At 40.9% G+C, this 18,896-nt stretch carries 17 protein-coding genes; 15 read left to right on the plus strand and 2 right to left on the minus strand.

Annotated features, from left to right (window positions below; translation table 11 throughout):
* The first annotated feature begins 49 nt into the window (after positions 1-49).
* From CXF62_RS05985 to CXF62_RS05995, 3 genes are read left to right on the plus strand one after another with little or no spacing between them, the layout of a single operon-like run.
* Entirely contained in the window at positions 50-991 is a 942-nt protein-coding gene (locus CXF62_RS05985) for a Gfo/Idh/MocA family oxidoreductase (RefSeq protein ID WP_102093320.1), read from the plus strand.
* A 4-nt stretch (positions 992-995) separates the two neighbouring features.
* Positions 996-2,246 carry a DUF6716 putative glycosyltransferase gene (locus tag CXF62_RS05990; RefSeq protein ID WP_102093322.1) on the plus strand — a complete coding sequence of 417 codons (1,251 nt, stop codon included), beginning with the start codon at positions 996-998 and terminating at the stop codon, positions 2,244-2,246.
* On the plus strand, positions 2,218-2,871 hold the full coding sequence (locus tag CXF62_RS05995) for an LbetaH domain-containing protein (protein ID WP_197707697.1): 654 nt from the start codon (positions 2,218-2,220) through the stop codon (positions 2,869-2,871). Before CXF62_RS05990 ends, CXF62_RS05995 begins: the two co-directional genes overlap by 29 nt.
* On the opposite strand, the gene CXF62_RS06000 is transcribed toward CXF62_RS05995, so the two are convergent.
* Complete coding sequence (locus CXF62_RS06000) at positions 2,861-3,865, minus strand: capsular polysaccharide export protein, LipB/KpsS family (protein WP_102093323.1); 1,005 nt, start codon at positions 3,863-3,865, stop codon at positions 2,861-2,863. The genes CXF62_RS05995 and CXF62_RS06000 overlap by 11 nt on opposite strands.
* Before the next feature lie 241 nt (positions 3,866-4,106).
* Here CXF62_RS06000 and CXF62_RS06005 point away from each other — a divergent pair, with 241 nt between their 5' ends.
* The 6 genes from CXF62_RS06005 to CXF62_RS06030 all read left to right on the plus strand — a co-directional run bounded on the left by CXF62_RS06005 (position 4,107) and on the right by CXF62_RS06030 (position 11,109).
* Positions 4,107-4,952: a 3-hydroxyacyl-CoA dehydrogenase NAD-binding domain-containing protein gene (locus CXF62_RS06005; RefSeq protein WP_102093325.1), complete on the plus strand. Its 846-nt coding sequence runs from the start codon at positions 4,107-4,109 to the stop codon at positions 4,950-4,952.
* On the plus strand, positions 4,942-5,769 hold the full coding sequence (locus CXF62_RS06010) for a GNAT family N-acetyltransferase (protein ID WP_102093327.1): 828 nt from the start codon (positions 4,942-4,944) through the stop codon (positions 5,767-5,769). Before CXF62_RS06005 ends, CXF62_RS06010 begins: the two co-directional genes overlap by 11 nt.
* Before the next feature lie 221 nt (positions 5,770-5,990).
* Positions 5,991-7,049 carry a UDP-glucose 4-epimerase GalE gene (gene galE / locus CXF62_RS06015; RefSeq protein ID WP_102093328.1) on the plus strand — a complete coding sequence of 353 codons (1,059 nt, stop codon included), beginning with the start codon at positions 5,991-5,993 and terminating at the stop codon, positions 7,047-7,049.
* Between the two features lie 69 nt (positions 7,050-7,118).
* Positions 7,119-8,003 (plus strand): UTP--glucose-1-phosphate uridylyltransferase, encoded by an 885-nt coding sequence (locus tag CXF62_RS06020; protein WP_102093330.1) that lies wholly within the window; start codon positions 7,119-7,121, stop codon positions 8,001-8,003.
* A 3-nt stretch (positions 8,004-8,006) separates the two neighbouring features.
* Positions 8,007-9,686, plus strand: coding sequence for a glucose-6-phosphate isomerase (gene pgi, locus CXF62_RS06025; RefSeq protein ID WP_102093332.1), 1,680 nt, complete (start codon positions 8,007-8,009; stop codon positions 9,684-9,686).
* Between the two features lie 64 nt (positions 9,687-9,750).
* Positions 9,751-11,109 carry a UDP-glucose/GDP-mannose dehydrogenase family protein gene (locus tag CXF62_RS06030; protein ID WP_185156604.1) on the plus strand — a complete coding sequence of 453 codons (1,359 nt, stop codon included), beginning with the start codon at positions 9,751-9,753 and terminating at the stop codon, positions 11,107-11,109.
* 103 nt (positions 11,110-11,212) lie between these two features.
* On the opposite strand, the gene CXF62_RS06035 is transcribed toward CXF62_RS06030, so the two are convergent.
* Positions 11,213-12,700: a phosphohexomutase domain-containing protein gene (locus tag CXF62_RS06035; RefSeq protein ID WP_102093335.1), complete on the minus strand. Its 1,488-nt coding sequence runs from the start codon at positions 12,698-12,700 to the stop codon at positions 11,213-11,215.
* A gap of 138 nt (positions 12,701-12,838) precedes the next feature.
* Here CXF62_RS06035 and mazG point away from each other — a divergent pair, with 138 nt between their 5' ends.
* From mazG to panC, 6 genes are all read left to right on the plus strand, one after another.
* The gene (gene mazG, locus CXF62_RS06040; protein ID WP_102093336.1) at positions 12,839-13,705 is read left to right on the plus strand and encodes a nucleoside triphosphate pyrophosphohydrolase; all 867 of its coding nucleotides are present in this window, start codon (positions 12,839-12,841) and stop codon (positions 13,703-13,705) included.
* A complete protein-coding gene (locus tag CXF62_RS06045) occupies positions 13,689-14,063 on the plus strand; it encodes a ComEA family DNA-binding protein (protein ID WP_102093338.1) in 375 nt (124 codons plus the stop codon). Before mazG ends, CXF62_RS06045 begins: the two co-directional genes overlap by 17 nt.
* 166 nt (positions 14,064-14,229) lie before the next feature.
* Positions 14,230-16,458: a polynucleotide adenylyltransferase PcnB gene (gene pcnB / locus CXF62_RS06050; RefSeq protein WP_102093339.1), complete on the plus strand. Its 2,229-nt coding sequence runs from the start codon at positions 14,230-14,232 to the stop codon at positions 16,456-16,458.
* A gap of 1 nt (position 16,459) precedes the next feature.
* The gene (folK, locus tag CXF62_RS06055) at positions 16,460-16,981 is read left to right on the plus strand and encodes a 2-amino-4-hydroxy-6-hydroxymethyldihydropteridine diphosphokinase (protein WP_101204610.1); all 522 of its coding nucleotides are present in this window, start codon (positions 16,460-16,462) and stop codon (positions 16,979-16,981) included.
* A gap of 111 nt (positions 16,982-17,092) precedes the next feature.
* Positions 17,093-17,893 carry a 3-methyl-2-oxobutanoate hydroxymethyltransferase gene (gene panB / locus CXF62_RS06060; RefSeq protein WP_102093341.1) on the plus strand — a complete coding sequence of 267 codons (801 nt, stop codon included), beginning with the start codon at positions 17,093-17,095 and terminating at the stop codon, positions 17,891-17,893.
* Positions 17,894-17,959: 66 nt separating this feature from the next.
* Complete coding sequence (panC, locus tag CXF62_RS06065; RefSeq protein WP_102093343.1) at positions 17,960-18,862, plus strand: pantoate--beta-alanine ligase; 903 nt, start codon at positions 17,960-17,962, stop codon at positions 18,860-18,862.
* Positions 18,863-18,896 lie beyond the last annotated feature (34 nt).

Genomic DNA, 18,896 nt, shown 5'->3' on the forward strand with positions numbered 1-18,896 from the left:
TAATCTATAAGTATTGTATTTTTTATTGAATAAAATGTGAGTATTTAATATGTCAAAAGTTTGGTTGGTTGGTGCAGGTCCAATGGCACAAGAATATGTGAAAGTTCTTAATGACATTGGTTTAGATTATTTAATAATTGGAAGAAGTGAAAGTTCTGCCAACCAAATTAGATCTATGACAGAGTCTGAAGTTATAGAGGGTGGTTATGAAAAGTTTTTGAGTAGTAACCCGGACTGTCCACAGTTCGCAATTGTATGTTTGCAAGTACACCAATTAGCAGATTGTGCAGTTGCTCTTTTACAATATGGTATAAAGAATATTTTGTTAGAGAAGCCAGCAGGAAACTCTAAAGACGAGATATTAGTATTAGCTGAACTAGAAAAGAAATACTCTGCTAATCTTTTTGTAGCTTACAACCGTCGTTTTTATAGTTCAGTATATAAGGCTAAAGAAATTATTGAGCAAGATGGCGGTTTATCGTCTTGTCATTTTGAATTTACTGAATGGTGGCATAAGATTAAAGATTTAAATAAACCAGCAGAAGTTTTTGATAAGTGGTTAATTGGTAATTCTAGCCATGTAATTGATATGGCTTTTCATTTAATTGGTAGCCCAAAAGAGATATCTTGCTATTCTTCAGGTAGTGTAGAGCATCATAACAAATCAGGTGTTTTTGTTGGTTCTGGAATATCTGAAAGTAAGGTTTTATTCAGTTATATAGCTGATTGGAGTGCACCTGGTCGATGGTCTATTGAGCTTTTGACTCCCAAGCATCGTATTGTCCTAAAGCCGCTCGAAGAGGTAAAAGTGATTAAACTAGGGACTGTGAATGAAGAAGCTGTTGTTATTGATGATGCACTAGATAAACAATTTAAGCCAGGATTGTATAAACAAACGATTGCATTCATAAACTTAGACACTACTATCTTGTGTACTATGAAAGAGCAGGCGAAAAATATCGAGACATATTATAAAATAGCGAACTACTAAGTATATGAAACAAAGAAAAGCTCTAATTATTTCTGATTTTGATTCACGAATTGCTTGGTGCAATGGATTCGCATCTAGATTAAAATTTCTTGATTTCAATATTACTTTTGTGGCGCTTAACAGTGAAGATGACTTGTCACAAAGGGTAATTAGTGACAATATTGATACATTTAAGTATGTCGAGTCCTTTAATGATTTGGATAAGGTTTTTACTGAAGAGTACGGATTAATAGTTCTTATGGTAGGTGGCGGCATGTATCTAAAGATATATGACGTCTTCAAGAAATGCTATCAAGGTGCTATATATAGACCAGTAATTATTAGTGGGTTTAATGGTATTGAAGATATCGCAGATCCACAAGGTATTTTGGTCAGATCTATGTCTGACTATATTTGTATTAATAGTTTGAGCTTCTTTGAATATGCACAAGATTTATTTAATAAGTATTTGCTAGATGCTCAGCTAGTAAGAACAGGTTTTATTAGAGACTATTGGAACAAGTATACTCTCGATAAACCGGATAGTATTAGAAAGGTAATGTTAGTATTGCAGCCGGGAATTCTAGATCACCCTAAACAATTAAACTATTTAGGTGATAAAATAAGACAGTATCATGAACGCCATCCTGATCGAGAGATAATAATAAAGGCTAGAGGAAGAAAAGACATACCGCATGTTAACTCTGCAGTTGAAAAAGATTTTTACATGGATTTTTGGCATAAAGTAGCTTCAAAAATAGGGTCAAGAGTTACCGTATGTTACGAGGAAACTGAAACTATACTTGATGAAATGGATGTCGTAATTAGCTTTACTTCGGCAGTGTTGATTGAGGCATTAGTCCTGAATAAAAAAGTTGCTGCACTTTCAGATTACGGTATATCAAAGAGTATAGGTAACTTATTTTTAATTGATAGCGACCTGCTGATACCATTTGAAGAAGTGCTACAAGATAACTTCCCTAAAGTTAATAGTAAATGGAAAGATGTATGGTGTTTATTTGAACCGAATCTGTTAGATACTTTAATTATAGATAGCTATCGCTTGTATGAAATGCAGAGCACTAAAGGTAAACTTCCTTTGAAAGTTGGCTTTTATGATGAAAAAACACATCCATATTTATTTTTATTCAAAAATGAAGATCCTAAAGATGTGGTGTCTTCAATCTCTGCTTTTAAGAAATTTAAAAACAAAATAAAATGGCTAAAAAAATATAAGGAAAGTAATAATGGGTCAGATTATTGGAGGCTATTCTAATCTATTAGGTATGCTTTATAGGCAATTAGAAAATTTATATGGGTTAGATGAAGAAGAGCGAGAAGTTATTGATAATAAATTGACAGAGAGTACTGATTTAATTTTTAATCACTTCTCAAGAGTTAAAAATAAGTATTTTTCTAGTGATTGTGGCGCGATATTAGATCCTCTCAATTCTACACAGTATTGTATACTCTTGTATAAACTATCTAAGATGGTGCATCAGAAACAATTAGCAGATAAGCTTTATCTTTTAAATAAAGTACTTAACAGTTGTGATATTTATCATGGCATAGATTTGCCTCAGTTTTTTCTTCCAGAACATCCTGTTGGTACTGTCTTAGGAAGAGCAAAATATAGCGATTATTTTGTGTTCCAGCAGAACTGTACAGTAGGTGGTAATAGAGGGATTTATCCGACTATTGGTTCTCATGTTTGGATGTTTGCAAACACGTCCATAATAGGCAATTGCCAAATAGGTAGCAATGTTTACGTAGCCGCAGGTACGCAAATTAAAGATGAAAATATTCCCGATAATTCATTGGTTTTTGGTTCTTCACCGAATTTGATTATTAAGCAAAGGACAACAGATTATTTTGAAAAAAGAAGTCCTTTTAGGTTGTAGCAGTGTTTGAAAGTACATAATGTACTTTTGTAAGAACATAGTATATTTTAGCAAGTGAATATTTTTGAACCTTTCTGTTTTTTAGTATCCATTCATAATAAAATGGTCGCCCTAGTGCAGTAACATTTTTACCTCTCAACAGTGCCTCAAGTCCACCTAATGATGTAACGGTATAAACGTGGTCTATTGTTTCCAAGGCATCAACCAAATGAATCGATTGAGTTAGAATAAGACAATCCAACTCAGTAAGCGTACTGATGACAGAGGGATCGTTAAGTGTCATCGGATGTGGCTTAATAATAATTTGTGCTTCAGGATTTTCTTCAATTGCTCTATTGACTACGTCAAGTAGAGTAATGCCAACACCACCACCGTATTTCAATGAATCATCATGAGGTACTTGTCCCAATATCAATATACGCTTTTTATTCTTAATGCCATATATTAAATCTATATCGATATAGGGCTGATGATTATATTTACTAACTCGATGCGTGACATAATAGTCAAGCATTTCTTGTGCCAGTACATCATCATAGCCATCTTGCTCAAAATCAAAATTGACCATTAAATCTGTAAGATCATTAGGGCGTGTGGTATCGAAATAAGGTGCTTGGCTATCTATCACAATAGATAAAGGCGGTGAGCCATTTTCATCGTTTGGACTGGAACGGATAAAGCCATCTTCTAAAAAGAAAATATCTAAATTTTGCTCTCGTGCATATTCAATGAAGTATGCAGGAGCTTTATATCCCCAAATATATATAACTGGATTGGTATTCTGAATGAACGGCTTAAGTAATAGATTGAAATAGCGTTCACTAAAATGTCTTTGTATTTGGTAGTGCTTATGCTCGAAAACCCAGTCACCAACTATGTTTTGCCATGGCATCATCCCAATGACGAGAGCTAAGCGTTGCTTCGACTTACGATAATGCAAATAGTGTTGGCAATAGGCATTTATAATTGGACGGATATAGTATTTAATGTTCATAAGCTAAGGCGCGTCTTTGCTAATGTGAGATGGTTCTATCAAGGCAAACTCTTGCCGCATCGTTTTAAATAGATATATTGGATAACAACTGATTTGATTATATTGTGACTGTTCATTTTAGCAGCTTATTAGTTGATTAACGATGATTGCTAATACTTCTTATGCGATAATCTTACGGCTTATAAGTAGACGAATCGAGAATAGTAAATTTAGTCCAGCTATTTTATAGAGAAGAAATTATATGAATTTATGTGTGTTAGGTAGTGGAACTATGGGAAGAGGCATAGTGGCATTTTTTGCGCAAATGCCATTTGTTGGTCATGTTTATTGGTGGGGTAGGCAAGATGGTGAAATTGCCAATCAAATCAAAATATTACGACAAGATTTGTTAAGACAGTGTAAAAGAAAGAGCTTTACTGAAGAACAAACCCAAATGATTATTGAGAAAGTGACCATTACACATGATGTTGAAGATTTGAGTGGCGGTGATTTTTATATTGAGGCTGTTGCTGAAAATTTAGAAATCAAGAAAAAAGTGTTATCAAGTTTGAACGGAGTGTTACCAGTTGATGTGATAGTTGCAAGTAATACTTCATCTATATCAATTACTGAGCTTTCTATGTGTTTAAGTCGGCCTGAACAATTTATTGGTATGCATCTCTTTAATCCTATATCTGTTATGAAGTTAGTAGAATTAGTTGTTGGTTTAACAACCTCAAATGAAACATTAGAAAAAGCAAAGAAAATAGTTACGGATTTGGAAAAGTCTTTTGTAGTGGTGAATGATTCACCTGGTTTCATCGTTAATAGAATGTTAATACCATTAATTAATGAAGCAATAGCTATATACTCTGAAGGTGTGGCGCTCAAAGAAGATATTGATGCTGCAATGAAATTAGGAGCAAACCATCCTATTGGACCAATAGCACTGGCTGATTTGATTGGCACTGATGTTTGTCTATTTATCATGGAAACCTTACATCAAGAAACAGGTGACCCTAAATATCGTGCTCATCCTCTATTAAGGCAATATGTTCGTGCTGGTCGTTTAGGTAGAAAAGTACGCCGAGGATTCTATGAATACTAAACCTGACTTCGAACTGGTGGATATCGATAGTAGCTCTGAATTGAAACCTTATTTCGATTTAATAGCAGAGTTATTTTTGGAGTCTTTTGGCAAGTCTTTATCAAGTGAGTTGTGGAATTGGGCTTATCAGATAAACCCTTTTGGTGATCCGATTGTTTCTATGGCTTTTGATGGTGATAAGTTAGTGGGTCATTATGCTGTGATTCCCATGGATTTACATAGCAAGGACAAGGAAATTAAAGGATACCTGTCTATGACAACAATGGTTTCCATCGATTTCAGACGGCATCAACTGTTCAGAGTTTTAGCTGAAAGAGTGTATAGTCGAATTGAAAATCGAAATGAGCCAGCTGTTGTATTTGGTTTTCCCAATAATCAATCTGCACCTGGTTTTGTAAAAAGACTAAAGTGGGAGATAAGCGATAGCTTTCATGTGGTGGCGTTGCAACCGACTGATATAGATCAAGCGCAATATTTGTTAGAACAGTCAAATGATTCAGGATATCATTTAGACTTGGAAAATAAAATAATAGCTAATTGGCGTAGTAATAAGCCACATCAGACTTGGAAAATTTGTAATGGTTTAGGTATAAAACAACATGCTGATGGCTACGATCTTATGTATATTAGTGCCAATGTAGATTTATCTAGACTCACTTTACCTAGTAAGATACATGCGATTATGCCCATAACCAAAAACGAGGCTCTTGAGCTAGATTGGGATATAAGCTTCCCATATCGTTTTGGCTACCGTCTATTTAATACTCAGCAACATCCAAAATTTTTCGTCCAAATGTGTATGTCAGATGTTTTTTAATAGTCTGTATACATAGCCCTATTGTGATTGTCGTTAGATACCCTTAGAGGGTATTCTAATTAATAAGCTATTAGGCTTGTTAAGTCTAAGGTCAAAATTAATTCAAATAAATTAAGGCGTTCCAGAATTATAGATGTATCTAGAATATTGGTATAAACAATGTGGTGATTATTATGATTTTATCAATCAACAGGTACGAATGAAAACTATTGGATTATTTCATGAGTAAAAAAATATTAGTTACTGGCGGTGCTGGATATATCGGTTCCCATACTTGTATAGCACTACACGAAGCAGGCTATGATATTGTTGTATACGATAACTTATCTAATAGTAGCCGTGAAGCGATTAACCGTGTCTCTACTCTTATTGGACAGACAATTGAGTTTATCGAAGGGGATGTTCGAGATGATGAGTTACTCAGAGAGGTCTTTGCTTCACACGAATTCTTTGGCGTGATTCACTTTGCTGGGTTAAAAGCAGTTGGAGAGTCAGTAGCAAAACCATTGCTGTATTATAATAATAATGTCAGCGGTACCATTACCTTATTAGAAGTTATGGCAGAGTATAGCGTTAAGAATTTAGTTTTTTCATCATCTGCCACTGTCTATGGTGATCCTGAATCCTTACCCATCGATGAGAGCTCTGAGCGTTCTTGTACCAATCCTTATGGTCAGAGCAAGCTGACAGTTGAACATATATTAGAAGACTTAGCTGTGTCTGATGGCAGCTGGAACCTGATTGCTCTCAGATACTTTAATCCAGTAGGGGCACATCCATCAGGACAGATTGGCGAAGACCCTAATGACATTCCTAATAATTTGATGCCTTATATTTCCCAAGTGGCCGTCGGCAAACTTAATAAGCTCAGTATCTTTGGTAATGATTACCCTACTGTCGATGGAACAGGTGTCCGTGACTTTATTCATGTTACTGACTTAGCTCAAGGTCATGTGACTGCCCTCGGTTATTTAGAGGAACAAACCAGACCAAGTGAAGATGGTACGGCGCAAAACTCAGTAGGCTTTTTACCTATTAACTTAGGTACTGGCAAAGGTACATCTGTATTAGAATTGGTATCTGCATTTTCTGATGTATCTGGTCAGAGCATTCCTTATCAGTTTGTAGAACGTCGTGCAGGGGATATCGCCAGTTGCTATGCCAGTGCCGATAAAGCGAAAACCCTGTTAGGGTGGCAAGCTGAATTATCGATTGCTGATATGTGTCGAGATACATGGCGTTGGCAGAGCATGAACCCGAATGGATACAATGTATCTTGATACTTGTTAAGCTATCATCGTTTATCTACTACCTTATCCTCACTTAACTTTTGAAACAGTCTTATTTATATGAAAAAAATCATTCACGCCGTTATTCCTGTCGCAGGCTTTGGTACACGTATGCTGCCATTGTCAAAATCTGTGCCAAAAGAGTTGTTGCCGCTTGGCAATCGCCCTGCTATCCATTACGTGGTCGAAGAGGCAGTCGCTGCCGGTATTAAACATATTGTCTTGGTCGGTCATGCGCAAAAGAGCGCAATTGAAAACTATTTTGATATCAATGTTGAATTAGATAGCCAACTCCGTCACAAAGGAAAAGATGAACTGGCTGATAGCTTAAATTGGTTGCCAGAAGATGTAACTGTGTCGATGATACGTCAAGGTAAGGCTTTAGGTTTGGGGCACGCGGTACTGGCAGCGCGTCCAATCATTGGTAAGCATGACTTTGCTGTATTGTTGCCTGATGTTGTGCTTGATCCTTTTACTACTGATATGTCAGCTGATAATTTGGCCTTTATGCTAGATGCATTTGCTACAGATGGTCACTCACAGATATTGGTCGATCAAGTAGCGGATGAAGACGTACATAAATATGGTATTGCTCAGCTAGATGAAAAATTCAACGATACTGATGACATTAACGAAGAAGTGAATATTAATGCTAGCTTTAAAGTGTCTAGTTTTGTAGAAAAGCCCAACTTAGCTGATGCTCCTTCCAATCTGGCTGTGGTAGGGCGCTATGTATTTAGCAACCATATTTTTGATTACTTAGCCAATACTAAAGCATCTGTCGGTGGTGAGATTCAGCTGACGGATGCGATTGACGCGCTCATTAGTGAGTATGGTGTCCATGTCACAACTATGCGCGGTAATAGCTACGATGCAGGCGATATGCGCTCGTATATGCAGGCATTCATCTACTTTGCCAAGCATCAATTAGCAGATGATGAATAGCTGATGGAAGAGATAAAGGGCGATAAGGCATATAGCAGTGCTCGACATTCTAAATACTGGCAGCAACTACAGACGCTTGCAAAGCACCCGTGGTCGCTTGCACAGTTATTTGCGCAAGATGATAAGCGTGCCAAGCATTTTAGCGTGCAGGCTGGTGCGCTGTATATGGATTTTAGTAAGCAGCGTATTGATCAGACAGTATTGTCTAACTTACTGAGTTTGGCTGACAGTTGTGAGCTAGATGCTCGTATTGATTCGTTACTACAAGGGGCGATGGTAAATACCAGCGAGCAGCGAGCAGCATTGCATACGGCGCTCCGCCTGCCAGAGACAGCGACATTACAAGTCAATGGACAAAATATTGTCACTGATGTACATCATAGTTTGTCACAAGTAGCACGCCTCTCAGAGCGCGTACGTAACGGTACGTGGCGCGGATTTTCGGGCAAGGCAATTACAGATGTTGTCAATATCGGGGTTGGTGGTTCTGATCTTGGCCCACTCATGGCAACTACGGCGCTTGATGAATGGGCGGATACCAGTATTAAGGTGCATTTTGTCTCCAATATGGACGGTACGCAGCTTGATAATTTGCTCAAGCATTTAAATCCTGAGACCACACTATTTATTATCTCTTCCAAATCCTTTGGTACGGTTGATACTTTATCGAATGCTAAGACGGCATTATCTTGGCTACTTGCGACGGCAAAACTCCGTGCAGGTACAGAAGATAGTGTATTGCGTCGACACTTTATCGGCATCTCAGCCAATAGTGAAAAAATGAGTGCTTGGGGAATTCATCCTGAGCATCAGTTGCAGCTTTGGGAATGGGTCGGCGGTCGCTTCTCTCTATGGTCGGCGATAGGCCTTGCCATTGCTATTCGTATCGGTATGAATGGCTTTAAGGCTCTATTAAGCGGTGCTCATAGTATGGATGAGCATTTTGCACAGGCGGACTTTGCCGACAATTTACCCGTACTGCTAGGCTTGCTGGCTGTTTGGAATAGTACTTTTTTACAAGTAAATGCTCATACCGTATTGCCTTATGATGGCAGGCTAGGCTATTTGCCGAGTTATCTTACTCAGCTAGAGATGGAGAGTAATGGTAAGTCTGTTACTCGAAATGGGGATCATATTGACTATGATACGTGTCCAATTCTATGGGGTGAAATCGGCTCAAATGCGCAGCATGCATTCTATCAGCTGCTACACCAAGGCACGCAGCAGGTTTCCTGTGACTTTATCGCTTGTGTACGTCGCTATAGTGATGAAGCACAAAACTCATCATTGCAACAACAGCACGAGTTGTCTCTAGCCAATTGTCTGGCGCAAAGTCGAGTATTGGCATTTGGCAATGCTGCTGTAACAGATCTTGTCGATCCACAGACAGTATCTCATGCGGATAAATATAAGTACTACCGTGGTAACCAACCGTCAACCACATTATTGATTGATGAGCTGACGCCGCATAGCTTAGGCGCATTGATAGCGCTCTACGAGCATAAGGTCTATGTTATGGCCAGTATCTGGGATATCAATCCTTTTGATCAATGGGGCGTTGAGATGGGCAAGCAAATGGCAGACTCCGTACATCAGGCTATGCAGCATATCCAGAAAGACTCTCAAGGTCTATTCGATACATCTACTGACCAATTACTACAGCGTATCAAACAGCTGTCTTAGTAGTATTGATACGTCAATAATATAGGAAAGCACGCTCATGGAGACGGCTCTAGATGGTAGCCATATGAATACATATAACAATAAATCTGAACCAAACCAGTTATCCGATTCTACAGTTTGTGTGCTTATTGGTCACAGCATAGAGGCGATTACCAGCGCAGTGGTGCTGGCAAGTCTCGGTCAGTGTGTACATCTTTACGCAGACAAGGCGCTACTGACTCAGCAGATACAGCAATATGGTTTTGAGCATCACTTGCAAGCCCTATGGCAAATGTATGAGCAGCAGCAGGTTATTACTAGTAAGGAATTACCAGTTAGTGCCGATATGCTAATAAAAGGCTATGAAGCAGCTGGTCATAACGAAACTGATGTTCAAAGTACGGTGACGCTTTATTGGTTGTTTTTAGACAGTGTCAAGCTAGCATGGACAGAAGACAGTTGGATTACCGCGTTTAATCAAAGCTATCAGCAGGCAATCTCTGTGGTTATGAGTGGCATTGAGCAATTAGGCCATGTAGCAGAATTGGCTCAACGTTTGCAACGTGCTTGGGTCTATTATGTGCCATTTGTATTCTTACAAGATGGCGATGCTTATAGCTCGATGTTGAACCCTTCATTATGGCTACTGGGTGAAAAGACAGCAAGTAGCAGCCAGCACTTGAATGTACTGAAGCTTTTAATGCAGCATGCACGCGCTACTCATCATGCGGATATCGCAACGATAGAGTTTGCCCGTAGTAGCATCATGGCGATGCTAGCAACCAGAGTAAGCTTTATGAATGAGATGTCACGTTTGGCTGATAGTCAAAATGTCGATATCAGTCAAGTCAGTCGCATTATGGGATTGGATGAGCGGGTAGGCAGCAGTTATCTAAAAGCAGGGTGGGGGTTCGGTGGTAATACTTTGCCCACTGAGCTGGCTAAATTGCAACAATCAAGCCGTACACACAGTTTGGATATGCCTTTATTGCAATCTATTATGCATATTAATGAAGATCAGAAAGAGCTGATATTCCGTAAATTTTGGCAATATTTTGATGGCTTTATCGATAATAAAACCGTCATGATTTGGGGCGGTAGTTATAAGTCAGGCTCAGGACGTACTGCTGGCTCAGCTATCCATCCGTTATTAGCATTACTGTGGTCTTATAATATTCGCACACTGGTTTATAGCGATAAGGCACAGCATGAACTTGCCGAGCTTTATCAGCAACAACCTTTGCTTGAGCTGATTGCTAGTCCTTATCAACAGCTTTGCGATACTCATGCTGTTTTTATCGTTAGTTGGTCACCGCGAGATCAATTAGATATTGGCAAAATTAATCAACAAGCCATGCCCGTATTTGATGCGCAAAATGTACTGACACGCTCGCAAATTAATAGCTTAGTAGGTGATTATATGGGTATTGGTCGAACTAAATAGTTTGATTTAAGGTTTTCTGTGTATAGAAAAAAGGCTCGCTAATACTCATTAGCGAGCCTTTTTCGACTGCAAATCAGAATTATTTTTTACTGGGTTAATGACTTTATGCTGGTACAGCACCTTGAGTTGCTAGCCACTGCTCTATCTCTTGAGTTTTAGCAGCCAGTAACGGTTGGTCGCCGCGACTTTCGATATTTAATCTGATAAGTGGCTCGGTATTCGATGCTCGCAAATTAAAGCGCCACTCTCCAAAGTTAAGACTTAAACCATCAAGTGTTGATTTAACTGGTTGCTCGTTGCTGAATTTATCTTCAATTGCGCTAATAATTGTTGTTGCATCGTGAGTGATGAGGTGAAAGTTTAGCTCGCCTGAGCTGGGATAGGCGGCAATATAGCCTGTGACCAAATCGGATAGTGTTTTACCAGTGATAGACAATAGCTCAATGGTCAATAACCATGGAATCATACCACTATCGCAATAGAAGAAATCACGGAAATAATGATGCGCAGACATTTCACCACCATATACAGCACCTGAGTCCCGCATGACTTGCTTGATAAATGAATGTCCAGATTTACTAATGACAGCCTTACCATTATGTTCATCTATCACTGCTTCGGTATTATAAATTACCCGTGGATCATAGACAATTGACTCGCTTGGGTATTTATTCAAAAATGCTTGAGCGAGCATACCGACGATGTAGCTACCATCAATAAATTCGCCACGTTCATCGAATAGGAAGCAGCGATCAAAGTCACCATCAAAAGCAATGCCAAGATCCGCGTTGTTTGCCAAAACGGCTTGCTGGGTAGCCACTCTATTGGCTTCAATCATTGGATTGGGGATGCCATTGGGGAAGCTACCATCTGGTGTATGATGCAATTTAATCACTTCAATCGGTGCGCCAGCTTGTAAAAGTTTTTCAATCAACAAATCGACCACAGGACCTGCGCTACCATTGCCTGAATTAACGACCAGTTTGAGTGGTTTTAGTTTATCAGTATCGATAAAAGTCATAACATGATCGATATACGCGCTTTTATCCGTCAATAACTGCAATTTTCCTGATTGATTATCCGTAGTGAACTGCCCAGATTCTGCCAGTGCTTGAATCTCTGCCAGCCCATCATCGGCACTGATTGGTTTTGAATATTCTTTAACCAGTTTTAGGCCATTATAGTTGATAGGATTGTGACTGGCAGTCACTTCGATACCACCTAACGCCTGATAGTGACTGGTAGCAAAATATACTTCTTCAGTACCACTCATGCCCAAATCAATAACATCAACGCCTGCATCAACGATGCCTTTGATAGCGGCTTGTTTTAATTGCTCACTAGAGTGGCGAATATCACTACCGATAACGATAGCAGGTTTTAGAGTTGCTATATCATCGGCTTGGGTTTGAGCTGCTGCCTGATAACGCTGATACAAAATCTGTGCGAACGCGCGCCCGATACGGTAGGAAATCTCTTCATCGAGATTGACCCCAAGCTCACCCCGAATGTCATAGGCTTTAAATGAGCTGATAGTAATAGGGTCGAATGTCGCAGCTGGTTGATAGCTGGTGGTCGCAGAAGTGGACATAATGATAAAGTTCCTCGCGCATGAGCAGTGGTAAAATGAAGAGGTTAGTAGCACAATTATAAGCCAAGCTGTGTTCAATGATACACTAACTATTAGACGAATCATCAAACAACATATAAAACGATAAGAGCCGCCCTTATGAGTATCTCAGACAATAAAATTACCGTGCCTAAGCCTGTACAAGGAACGCCAGACGCCACTGGCCAGCTTGATGATTTGTTAGCGTTGATGGCACGACTAAGAACAGACTGTCCGTGGGACAAAAAGCAAACCAACCATAGCCTTATTCCGTATGCCATCGAAGAGGCTTATGAGCTAGGTGAAGCGGTACAAAGCGAAGATGATGAAGACATCAAAGGTGAGCTTGGCGATGTGCTGCTGCAAGTGGTATTTCATTGTCAGATGTATGCGGAGCAAGGGCGCTTTGATATGAGTGATGTTATCAGCACTTTGCAAGATAAGCTGGTTCGTCGTCATCCGCATGTGTTTGAAGCCGAAACGCTCAAAGACGATGCAGCAGTAAAAGTACGTTGGGACGAAATCAAGCTCGAGGAACAGCAGGCACGCGAAGCACGTGGTAAATCAAAGCGTCGCTTAGATCAAGTCAAAGCGGGTAGCGCATTGATGCAAGCGCAAGATGTACAAAAGCAAGCGTCAAATTTGGGTTTTGATTGGGAAGGTATTACAGGGGCAGTGGATAAGCTAGATGAAGAGATTGCTGAGCTAAAACATGAGCTAACAGATAAGTCTACAACTGAGGTCAAAGCAAATATCAGAGAAGTCGAAAAGGAATTAGGCGACTGTATGTTTGCGCTAGTCAATGTCGCACGTAAACTAAACCTTGATGCAGAGACAGCAACCTTAACCTGCGTACACAAGTTTAAATCTCGCTTTGGTTATATTGAGAAGCAACTAGAACTCGCTGGCAAGCAGTTAGAGGACAGCGACTTAACTGAAATGGATGCACTGTGGGAAGCGGCGAAACAACATGAACGCTCATCGTAAATTTTCATTTGCCAGCTTACTGACGACCACCGCTTTTAGTCTCCTATTGTCTGTGGTCGCACTCAGTAATGCGAATGCAGACCCTTGTTTTGACGACCCTAAACGTGCTTATGAGTATTTGATCGCGAAAGAAACAGCTGTTACACAAGCGCGTGAGCAGAAAGTTATCAATATCAATCGAGCCAATGAAGGCGAGCTGGTTTCGTTAGATGGTATCGGTAGCAGTAAAGCGCAGGCGATAATTTTATATCGTGATATGTTTGGCGATTTTAAGACAGTGGATGAGTTAGCAAAAGTGAAAGGTATCGGTGCAAAAACGGTCGAGAAAAACCAAAGACGTTTAAGCGTGCGCGATTAATGAGGGTGTTTTGCATTAATTAACCCCAATATTGACAAAATAGCATGTAAGTAAATGTCATAACACCCCCAGTAGGTCCAAAATTTGTTAAACTAGCGGGTACATCCGCCTGATAAACGCTGTGTTATTCAGGGGTAGTTAAAGAATACCGGCGAGGAGTAGATGCATGGCCGAGCGTGCCGCCAAGCAGTTAGAACTGAACAAATCTGAATTACCCAATTCCATTACTGAAGTGATTGCCACATTGACCCGTGCTGGGTTTGATGCGTATATCGTCGGTGGTGGTGTGCGCGATACTTTACTAGGTCTGCGCCCGAAAGACTTTGATGCCGTCACCGATGCCAAGCCGCATGAGATTAAAGATGTCTTTGGCAAGCGCTGCCGCATTATTGGTCGCCGCTTCCAGTTAGCGCATGTATATTCAGGTCGCGAGTTGATCGAAGTTGCTACTTTCCGTGGTCCACCAACCAGTGATGCCAATACCAATCAAGACGGTATGATTCTGCGCGACAATGTTTGGGGCGATATCCAACAAGATTTCTCCCGTCGCGATTTCTCTATTAATGCGCTTTATTATCAACCGCTCAAAGGCATCGTCCATGATTTCTGCGGCGCGCTTGATGATATTGATAACAGAATCATTCGTCTATTGGGCAATGCGCCAGTACGTATCGAAGAAGATCCTGTGCGCTTGTTACGTGCCTTACGTTTCAAAGCCAAGTTGGGTTTTGAGTTTGATGAAGCGTTGTCTGCTCAATTCAATGATGGGAACTGGGCGCTACTTGAGCAAATATCACCGCATCGTCTCTATGATGAAACGCAAAAGATGTTTACCGGTGGCTATCTAGTACCTCTATTGCCATTATTGTTTGAATCAGGTGCGATTGATAGTCTCATTATCTATCCACCGTCTGAGCCAAGTGCTTTAGTCAATCAGGTAGCTATCAATACCGATAAGCGTATTGCAGCGGGCAAGAGTATCAACCCTGCGTTCTTCTATGCTGCCTTACTGTGGGAAAATTACCTACATCAATTAGCAAAAGCTAAGAAACGTAATATGCCGTTTGCCGAAGCGCAAATGCATGCGGCTGGCAAAGTCATCGACCGTCAGCGTATCAAAACCGCTATTCCGAAATTTGCTGAGCAATTCATTCGAGATATCTGGATATTGCAGCCAAAACTTGCAGCCCCACGTAGCAAACAGATCGTTCAGCTATCAGAGCATCCGCGTTTCCGTGCGGGCTTTGACTTTTTATTATTACGTGAGCAGTGCGGCGATGCAGAGCATCCGCTATCAGAGTCAACCAACGATATGGGTGACTGGTGGCAGACGTATCAAACCTTGTCTGAACAAGAGCAGCAGCAAGCGATTGATGAATTTGACGAAAATATTCGCCGAGGTGCTTATAAAAAAGGGCAACGTGGTCGCGGACGTAATCGTCAAGAATCAAAAACACAGACTACTGATAATGCAGCACCCAATCAGAACAGTACAAAGCAAAACAAAGCCGATGACCGTGCTGAAAAAGGTAGAAATGACCAAACAATGGTAAATGATTCGTCAAATATTCCAGCCCGTCGCCGCCGCGCTGCAAGTCAATCTAAAGCTGGTCGCACTGACAGTGGTAGACATAACGTGCAGCAAGTAGAGCAAGATAATAACGAGCTTGCTCAGCTACAGCAGTTGTCTCTTGCTAGTAACAAGCAATCGGCAAATCAACAGGTAAAGCCTAAGCCGTTATTTGTTATAGAGCACGAGAACGTTGTGCCACCTTTACAGAAGCAACTGTCAGCTGATAATGCGTCGAAACGTAGTAAAGCACCTGTGCGAAAGCCAGCATCAACCAATCAAGATGCACCAAAGCAAGCGGTTAAGTCTGAACGCTCAAATAACGTTCAGCCGTCTAATACTAATCAGCCAGAAGCTCAAGCTTCAGCTAGTCAGGCTAGACCAGCTCGCTCGATTGCAAGATCACCTGCGCTAGTCAGTATGAACAACGAACCTATCCCGCATAAGCGTCGCCGTCGTCAACCTACTGTAGATAGTACAAGCAATATCGAAGTACAAGGCAGTAACGTTGCGAAGGACAGTAATGACAACGCACAGCCAGCAGCAAAGTATGCGAAAAAAGCGCCTAAACCTGCAGTTGAATCAACTGCTAAAAGCGATACTAAAAGTGTAAAGGAAGTAGGTAGCAAGGCAGTAGATAGCAAAGACGCGGCAAAAACCGCTGCACCTGCGAGAGCCAAAAAATCGGTGAAAGCAACTACTGCAAAGGCTACTAAAGCGAAGCAAGATATGAGTGATCAGATGCCTGCTGTGAAAGTCACTGATAACAAAGGCCCTGTACCATCGAAGCGCCGCCGCCGTCAGCCTAGTACCGAAAGCGCATAATATGGATAATAGTACAGATAATAGTAACTGGGTTACCTGTTATGTGGGCTTGGGTAGCAACCTCGCTAATGAGCTAGGTTCACCTACCGATCACTTGCAGCAGGCGCTTGCAATGATGCAATCACATGAGCAGGTACGTGAGGTAAGTGTCTCTTCTTTTTACGCTTCAGCACCGATGGGTCCGCAAGATCAGCCGGATTTTGTTAATGCAGTAGCTGGTTTTGAGACAACGTTTCCCCCTTATGAGCTGCTTGCTTTTTGTCAGCAGTTAGAGAGTATGGCCAAGCGGGCACGTTTGCGCCGTTGGGGTGAACGTAGTCTGGACGTTGATATTTTGCTATACGGCGAGACACAGATTATTGATCCAATACTGACAATACCGCACGCTGGTTTAAGTGAGCGCAATTTTGTCTTAATACCACTGCGAGAGTTGGCACCAAACTTAACCATCGCCGGTAAGTCGATAGGTGACTATTCCCAAAGTCGTGATTGGACAGGTTTAACATTACTATCAAGCGATTGATTATAAGTAAATGATGCTGAGTGATAGAAGATTGGTCTAAAACATCTCGATCATAGCTAGAATAGTAGCAGTATTGATAATCAAAGGCATTGCAGATTAATTGAGGGTCATATGACGACATTATCTACTCTAAATAAGTTTAAAAAAGACGGCACCAAGTTCACGTGCTTGACCTGTTATGACTCGATGTTTGCACGAATGATGGAAAAAGCCGAGATTGATACGATTTTAATTGGCGATAGCTTGGGCATGGTTGTACAAGGCCATGACTCAACACTACCTGTGACAGTCAACGATATGGCTTATCACACTGCCAATATTGCTCGTAGCAACAAACACGCGTTGATATTGGCTGACCTGCCGTTTATGAGTTATGTGACACTACCAGAAGCCGTCGCCAATAGCCGCACATTAATGCAAGCAGGGGCGCATGTCATAAAAATCGAAGGTGGTAGCGAGCTGTGTGAATTGGTAACGACCTTGGCGCAAGCAGGTACACCAACTTGTGTGCATCTTGGTTTGACTCCGCAATCAGTCAACGTATTTGGCGGTTATAAAATTCAAGGTCGCGGTGATGAGGCGGCTAATAAACTGCTTGCCGATGCCAAAGCAGTCGTCGATGCTGGTGCTGCATTACTAGTACTAGAATGTGTTCCAGCCGCGCTTGCAAAAGCCGTTACTGAAGCTGTTGCCGTGCCAGTTATTGGTATTGGTGCTGGAGCCGATACTGATGGTCAGGTACTGGTGATGCATGACATGCTAGGTATGGCGCATGGCCGAGTGCCACGTTTTGTCCATGACTTTTTAACTGATGAGCGTAATAGCGCACACAGTATCGAAGGTGCTTTTGCGCTCTATCAGCAGTCAGTACGCGAAGGTAGTTTCCCGACTGAGCAGCAACAATTTAGCTGATTTTGACGTTATTAAAGTTATTTACGCTATTGAACAACAGAACGTTTGAATAGAAGAAAAGTAATCATGTCTCCAATTATTTATCATGATATCTCGTCACTACGTGAAGCGCTTCAGCCTTATCGTGGTCAGCAAAGTGACAAACAAGGCCGTCAGCAGCGCATTGCGTTAGTACCAACGATGGGTAATCTGCATGACGGTCATCTTGAGCTAGTAAAGATTGCCAAACAGCATGCAGATGTAGTGGTGGTCAGTATCTTCGTTAACCCCACTCAGTTTGGCGTTGGGGAAGATTTTGACAGCTATCCGCGTACACTAGATGCAGATGTGGCTAAGCTTGCGACAGTGAATGCAGATTACGTATTTGCACCTAGTATTGATGCAATGTATCCAGTATTACCACCACCTACTGCTGTATTAGCTGGTGCTGTTGCCAATCAGTTATGTGGTCAATCACGTCCTGGACACTTTGATGGTGTTGGTATTGTTGTCGCTAAACTATTCAATATCTTACAACCAGATGTGGCAGTATTTGGACAAAAAGACTATCAGCAGCTTGCTATTATTAAGCAGTTGGTACGTGACTTGAGTTATCCTATTAATATCATTGGTGCGCCTATTGTTCGTGCTGATGATGGCTTAGCGCTATCATCTCGTAATCAATACTTAAGTGCAAATGAGCGTCAAGTTGCCCCTGTATTACATCAAGCATTGCAAGAATTAGCGCAGAGTTTGAAAAGTACGGCTCTTAGTCAGCAAGCATTTGATAAGCTATTAGTAGATACGCGGACACGTATTAGTGACGCAGGTTTTATTATTGATTATCTGGAAGTAAAGACTGAGGAGTTAGGTTCTGTCGTAAGTGACTCTAAAACCTTTAATACAGAGAACAAAAACATCGTTATTTTAGTTGCAGCATGGCTAGGAAAGGCGCGTTTGTTAGACAATCAATTGGTAGTGGTAAATTAGCTTTTATGACGTAGCAGTAGACTAGATACAATAG

The organism is Psychrobacter sp. MES7-P7E, from assembly GCF_002863645.1.
In the GTDB taxonomy this organism is placed as follows: Bacteria; Pseudomonadota; Gammaproteobacteria; order Pseudomonadales; family Moraxellaceae; genus Psychrobacter.